Source organism: Aggregatibacter segnis ATCC 33393 (assembly GCF_000185305.1).
Classification (GTDB): domain Bacteria; phylum Pseudomonadota; class Gammaproteobacteria; order Enterobacterales; family Pasteurellaceae; genus Aggregatibacter; species Aggregatibacter segnis.
On record NZ_GL622200.1, the window covers coordinates 441601 to 448215 of the forward strand.

The 6615-nt window shown below is 42.8% G+C and carries 6 protein-coding genes; all 6 read left to right on the plus strand.

The features are described from left to right. The first annotated feature begins 12 nt into the window (after positions 1 to 12). The 6 genes from gmk (at position 13) to murI (ending at position 6580) form a co-directional block, all read left to right on the plus strand. Positions 13 to 639 carry a guanylate kinase gene (gene gmk / locus HMPREF9064_RS07165; protein WP_032997778.1) on the plus strand — a complete coding sequence of 209 codons (627 nt, stop codon included), beginning with the start codon at positions 13 to 15 and terminating at the stop codon, positions 637 to 639. A 64-nt stretch (positions 640 to 703) separates the two neighbouring features. Then, complete coding sequence (gene rpoZ, locus HMPREF9064_RS07160; protein WP_006717281.1) at positions 704 to 970, plus strand: DNA-directed RNA polymerase subunit omega; 267 nt, start codon at positions 704 to 706, stop codon at positions 968 to 970. A gap of 46 nt (positions 971 to 1016) precedes the next feature. After that, complete coding sequence (spoT, locus tag HMPREF9064_RS07155) at positions 1017 to 3140, plus strand: bifunctional GTP diphosphokinase/guanosine-3',5'-bis pyrophosphate 3'-pyrophosphohydrolase (protein WP_006717282.1); 2124 nt, start codon at positions 1017 to 1019, stop codon at positions 3138 to 3140. Further along, positions 3141 to 5222, plus strand: a complete 2082-nt coding sequence (gene recG / locus HMPREF9064_RS07150) for an ATP-dependent DNA helicase RecG (RefSeq protein ID WP_006717283.1) — start codon at positions 3141 to 3143, stop codon at positions 5220 to 5222. It abuts the gene before it with no gap. Further along, complete coding sequence (locus HMPREF9064_RS09615) at positions 5215 to 5676, plus strand: chorismate--pyruvate lyase family protein (protein ID WP_006717284.1); 462 nt, start codon at positions 5215 to 5217, stop codon at positions 5674 to 5676. Before recG ends, HMPREF9064_RS09615 begins: the two co-directional genes overlap by 8 nt. 67 nt (positions 5677 to 5743) lie before the next feature. Beyond that, positions 5744 to 6580 (plus strand): glutamate racemase, encoded by an 837-nt coding sequence (murI, locus tag HMPREF9064_RS07140; protein ID WP_006717285.1) that lies wholly within the window; start codon positions 5744 to 5746, stop codon positions 6578 to 6580. Positions 6581 to 6615: the final 35 nt, after the last annotated feature.

Genomic DNA, 6615 nt, shown 5'->3' on the forward strand with positions numbered 1-6615 from the left:
GAGAGAATCATTATGTTACAAGGCAATTTATATATTATCTCTGCGCCGAGTGGTGCCGGAAAATCATCGTTAATCGCGGCGCTATTGAAACAAAACAATCTGCATCAAATGATGGTGTCGGTTTCTCATACTACCAGACAACCTCGTCCGGGTGAAAAAGAGGGCGTGCACTATTATTTTGTTTCTCATGACGAGTTTGAAAATTTGATTGAACAAAATGCGTTCTTGGAATATGCCAAAGTTTTTGGTGGCAATTATTACGGCACTTCTTTATTTGCGATTGAAGAAAATTTAGCCAAAGGGATTGATGTGTTTCTCGACATTGACTGGCAAGGCGCACAACAAATCCGTGAAAAAGTGCCTAATGTAAAAAGTATTTTTATTTTGCCTCCGTCTTTAGATGAACTAGAAAATCGTTTAATTGGGCGCGGACAAGACAATGCGGAAGTGATAGCTGACAGAATGGCAAAAGCCATCAGTGAAATTTCCCATTACAATGAATACGATTACGTCATCGTGAACGATAATTTTGAGCAGGCGCTGGCTGACTTACAGGCAATCTTGCGCGCAGAGCGATTAACCCTGACGCATCAGCAGCAAGAAAATCAAGGCTTGATCGAACAATTGCTGGATAAATAAGGCATGTTTTAGTATCATGTCCGCCCTTTAGATTCATATTAGATTTAGCAAACTGGAGTAATTTATGGCTCGTGTAACCGTGCAAGATGCAGTAGAAAAAATTGGTAACCGTTTTGATTTAATTTTAACAGCTGCCCGTCGTGCAAGACAATTACAGCTACATGCGCGTGAACCGTTGGTGCCGGAAGATAATGACAAACCAACTGTCATCGCGTTACGTGAAATTGAAAAAGGCTTGATTAATAACGATATTTTAGATGCTCAAGAACGCCAAGAACATTTGGCGATGGAAAGAGCGGAAGTGAACGCCGTTTCTTTATTATCCGAATAAAGTGCGGTCAAAATTAACCACGTTTTTTTAATTAGGCGGGTGTGTTTTGTATTTATTCGAAGGTTTACATCATATTATTCAGGGGTATTTGCCACCTGAGCAAATTGAATTGGTTAAACGTGCATTTGTGATTGCTCGCGATGCACACGAAGGACAAGCACGCTCTAGCGGTGAGCCCTATATCACCCATCCTGTCGCCGTGGCGTCTATCATTGCTGAAATGCGATTAGATCATGAAGCCGTCATGGCGGCTTTGTTACATGATGTTATTGAAGATACGCCTTATACCGAAGAACAGTTGAAAGATGAATTCGGCGCCAGTGTGGCCGAAATTGTTGAAGGGGTATCAAAGCTCGACAAACTCAAATTCAGAACGCGTCAAGAAGCGGAAGTGGCAAACTTCCGCAAAATGATCCTGGCAATGACCAAGGATATTCGCGTCGTTCTTATCAAACTTGCCGATCGTACCCACAATATGCGCACACTTGGCGCATTGCGTCCTGATAAACGTCGTCGTATCGCCAAAGAAACGTTAGAAATTTACGCCCCTCTAGCGCATCGTTTGGGTATCGAACACATCAAAAATGAACTGGAAGATCTTGGCTTTGAAGCCATGCATCCGCAACGTTATGCCGTTCTACAAAAGGTTGTGCAAATCGCACGCGGCAATCGTAAAGATATGATTGAGCGTATTTCTGCAGAAATTAAAGGTCGATTAGACGATGTGGGCATTCAAGCGCGCGTGTTTGGACGCGAGAAACATCTCTATGCCATTTACCAAAAAATGCGCTTAAAAGATCAGCAGTTTCATTCCATTATGGATATTTATGCATTCCGCACCGTCGTGGATAATTTGGATACCTGTTATCGCGTGTTGGGGCAAATGCACAGTCTTTATAAACCGCGTCCGGGTCGGGTAAAAGATTATATTGCTGTGCCAAAAGCCAATGGCTACCAGTCTTTGCATACGTCGATGATCGGCCCGCATGGCGTGCCGGTGGAAGTGCAAATTCGTACCGAAGAAATGGATCAAATGGCCGAAATGGGCGTGGCAGCACATTGGGCCTATAAACAAGGTGGACGTAACGATAGCACAACCGCACAAATTAAAGCGCAACGCTGGCTACAAAGTTTAATCGAGCTACAACAAAGTGCGGGTAACTCCTTTGAATTCATTGAAAGTGTAAAATCCGAATTCTTCCCGAAAGAAATTTATGTTTTTACCCCGAAAGGGCGTATTGTTGAATTGCCGAAAGGCGCAACACCGGTCGATTTTGCTTACGCGGTGCATACGGATATAGGAAAAAACTGTGTTGCTGCAAATGTGGATCGCAAGCCGTATCCGTTATCCCAAGCGCTGGAATCCGGGCAAACCATTGATATTGTCACTTCACCGAATGCTAAGCCGAATGCCGCATGGCTGAATTTTGTGGTTACCGCCAAAGCCCGTTCAAGTATTCGTCATGCATTGAAAAACTTACGTCATGATGAAGCTGTTGAATCCGGTAAACGTCAACTCGTACATGCCTTGAGTCCAATCAAATTAGATGATCTCAACCCTGAATATGTACGAAATGTATTGATCGATCTTAAATTAGCCGATTTGGATGATTTATTTATGGAAATCGGTTTAGGTAACCAAATGAGCAGCGTGATCGCGCACCGCTTGTTAGGGGAATCTATCGAAATTGATACGGATGGTAATCCGGACAACAATAGCAGTCCATTAGAAATCAATGCGAATGGTGGTTTATTAACCACGTTTGCACAGTGTTGCCATCCTGTGCCGGGCGATCCAATCATTGCTTACGCCAGCCCGGGTAAAGGCTTGGTTATTCATCATGAAGCCTGTTCGAATTTGAAAGATCGTAAAGATAACCCAAAACATTATATGTCGGTTGATTGGGAAAAAAGTAGCGCTCAACTTGAATTTGAAGCGGAACTGCGCATTGAAATGCTCAACCAACAAGGCACATTACCCCATCTGATGTCCGCCATTTCGTCTATGGACAGCAATATCCAAAGCATTTGGACGGAAGAACAGGAAGGACGTTTGTATCAAATCGTCGTGCTTTTGACGGTCAAAGATAAAAAACATCTCGAACAAATTATTCGTAAAATTAAAGCTATTCCTGAATTAATCAGCATTGAACGCAACATTAATCAATAAATGAATACCCAATTATTAGACGCGATTCCGCTTACAGCCATTTCCGGTGTTGGTGCCGCGATAGCTGAAAAGTTAGGCAAATTGGGTATTTTTAATTTACAGGATTTGCTATTTCACCTTCCCCTTCGTTACGAAGATCGCACACGAATCACACCCATTGCTGATTTACAGGCTGATCAGTACGCCACGATTGAAGGCGTAGTCCAAAGCGCAGAGGTGCAATTTGGGCGCCGCCCCATGCTGATGGTTTACCTTTCTGATGGCACATCCAAATTAGCATTACGTTTTTTTAACTTTAATGCCGGCATGAAAAATAGCCTACAGCCCGGCGCTCGGGTGAAAGCTTTTGGCGAAGTACGCCGTGGGCGTTTTATGGCAGAGATTCATCATCCTGAATATCAAATTATTCATGATAATAAGCCGCTCATTTTGGCGGAAACGCTAACGCCCATTTATCCAGCGACAGAAGGGTTAAAACAAACGTCTTTGCGTAAACTTATCGCTCAGGCTCTACAGGTATTGGAAAAAACACCATTAGCGGAATTATTGCCAACGGAGTTTAATCCGCATCCTTTTGATTTGAAATCGGCGATTCAATTTTTGCATAATCCGCCGCCGGATGTTTCGTTGGTCACCTTAGAAGAAGGCAAACACCCTGCACAACAGCGCCTGATTTTTGAAGAATTGTTAGCATACAATCTTGCGATGCAAAAAGTGCGGTCAGGAATTCAAGCAAATTTAGCCGAGTCTTTAATACCTCGCTCCAATTTAAAACAACGTTTTTTAGCGCAGTTGCCTTTCCAACCAACGAAGGCTCAGCTGCGGGTAACGGAAGATATAGAACAAGACATTGCTCAGATTTATCCGATGATGCGCTTGGTACAGGGCGATGTGGGATCCGGTAAAACATTGGTCGCAGCACTGGCGGCGTTGACGGCAATCGATAATGGCAAACAAGTGGCGTTAATGGCACCAACGGAGATTTTGGCGGAACAGCATGCCACAAATTTTCGCCGTTGGTTTGAGCCGCTTGGTATTCAAGTCGGTTGGTTGGCAGGAAAAGTCAAAGGGAAGCAACGTATTGCCGAGTTGGAAAAAATAAAAAACGGTACGGTTCAAATGGTGGTGGGGACGCACGCCCTATTCCAAGATGAGGTTGCATTTCATAATCTGAGTTTAGTGATTGTGGATGAGCAACACCGTTTTGGTGTACACCAACGTTTAATGTTGCGTGAAAAAGGCAATCAAGCAGGTGTTTATCCTCACCAACTTATTATGACCGCCACGCCGATTCCACGCACATTGGCTATGACTGTATATGCCGATTTGGACACCTCAATTATTGACGAACTGCCGCCGGGGCGTACACCGATTACGACCATTGCCATTTCTGAAGAGCGTCGTGCGGAAATTATCGAGCGAGTCAATGTGGCCTGCTCGCAGGAAAAGCGGCAGGCTTATTGGGTTTGTACCCTGATTGATGAATCGGAAGTGCTGGAAGCTCAGGCCGCGGAGGCAGTAGCAGAAGATCTTCATAAAATCTTACCGCACTTGCGTATTGGCTTAGTCCATGGGCGGATGAAACCAAGTGAAAAACAAGCTGTCATGGAGCAATTCAAGCTTGCCGAGCTAGATTTGTTAGTTGCCACCACAGTGATTGAAGTAGGCGTGGATGTGCCAAATGCCAGTTTAATGATCATTGAAAATGCTGAGCGTTTAGGACTCTCCCAGCTTCATCAGCTTCGCGGTCGTGTTGGGCGAGGAAGTACAGCCTCTTTTTGTGTCTTGATGTATAAACCGCCACTTGGCAAAATTTCGCAGAAACGCCTGCAAGTCATGCGTGATACACAAGATGGTTTTGTGATTTCGGAAAAAGATTTAGAAATTCGTGGCCCGGGCGAAGTGCTTGGTACGAAACAAACCGGCATAACCGAATTCAAAGTAGCAAACCTCATGCGCGATCGTAAAATGCTCCCAACTGTCCAATTTTATGCTAAACAATTGGTACTCAAATATCCGCAAACAGCAGAATTGCTCATTCGCCGATGGCTTAATAATCGAGAGATTTATAGCAATGCCTGATTCGATTTTTGCGCGTTTAAGCTGGCAATATGAAAACTCGCCAGAGATTAAACATATTCCTCTTTCCATTCAGCAGTGGCTATTTGAAAAAGGATCGCTGACGGCGAGATTGAAGCAACATTGCCATCAATTTGAGGTGAAAGTGCAGTCGGAAAAATGGATAGAAAAAACATTTGAAAATGAGACCGCACTTTTGCCCGAGGGACTTTACTGGTGTCGTGAAGTGGTATTGCATGGTAATGGAAAACCTTGGGTAGAAGCGCGCACGTTAATTTCTAAAGCGTTATTCACCCATTATCAATCACTGTCCACATTAGGCGATAAACCGATTGGTGAATGGCTGTTTTCACTATCAGCGCAAAGGGTTGGGACTCAATGGGCACAAGATTCGGAAAATGGTTTATATGCACGCCGTTCGCTATTCTTAGTACAAGAAATGCCGTTGCCTCATTAGCGAGCTTTTCCTTGAGAACAGCTTGATAAGCGAATAAAATTACGCAAATTTTTACATAAAATGACTCATGAATATTCAATCCAAACCGACCATTCTTTTTTTTGATTCAGGCGTTGGGGGCTTGAGCGTATATCAGGAAGTTAAACAGCTTTTACCTGATTATCATTATTTATATTGTTTTGATAATGCGTATTTCCCTTATTCTGAAAAGCCAGAAGAGGGTATTGTTGAGCGTACGTTAAAGATTTGCCAACGTATCGAGAAGCTGTGTCCTTTAGATCTTATTGTTATCGCCTGTAATACGGCAAGTACGGTGGTTTTGCCGGTATTGCGTAAACATTTTTCTATCCCTATTGTTGGTACGGTACCGGCGATTAAACCTGCAGCAGAACAAACGAAAACTAAACATATTGGTTTGCTTGCTACTAAGGGAACGGTAAAACGTCAGTATTTATCTGATTTAATTGATAAATATGCTTCTTTTTGTCAGGTTGAGAAAATTGGTAGTACAAAATTAGTGGAATTGGCTGAACACAAGTTGCATGGTTATCCTATTGATTTAAATGAGATAAAAGCAGAATTGAGCGAATGGGAAAATATACCTGATTTAGACGCTGTCGTGCTAGGTTGTACGCATTTCCCGTTGCTCAAATCTGAAATTCAGCAATGTTTACCGCAAGTTAAGTATTTTATTGATTCCGGCGCAGCAATTGCGAAACGGGTGAAATCTTTACTTAAAGACGTAAAAGTGCGGTCAAAAAATCAAATGAATTCTCAAGTATTTTGTACTAAGCCGCTTGTAAAAGAAGACAGCCTATTAGAGCTTATTCATTCATTAGGCTTTGAAAAGTTAAGTTTACTGGATATTGATAGCGAAATTTTGTGCGATTCTGACAAAAAATAATCAATTAAAAAATATTTTGCAAAAAATCGCAAAAA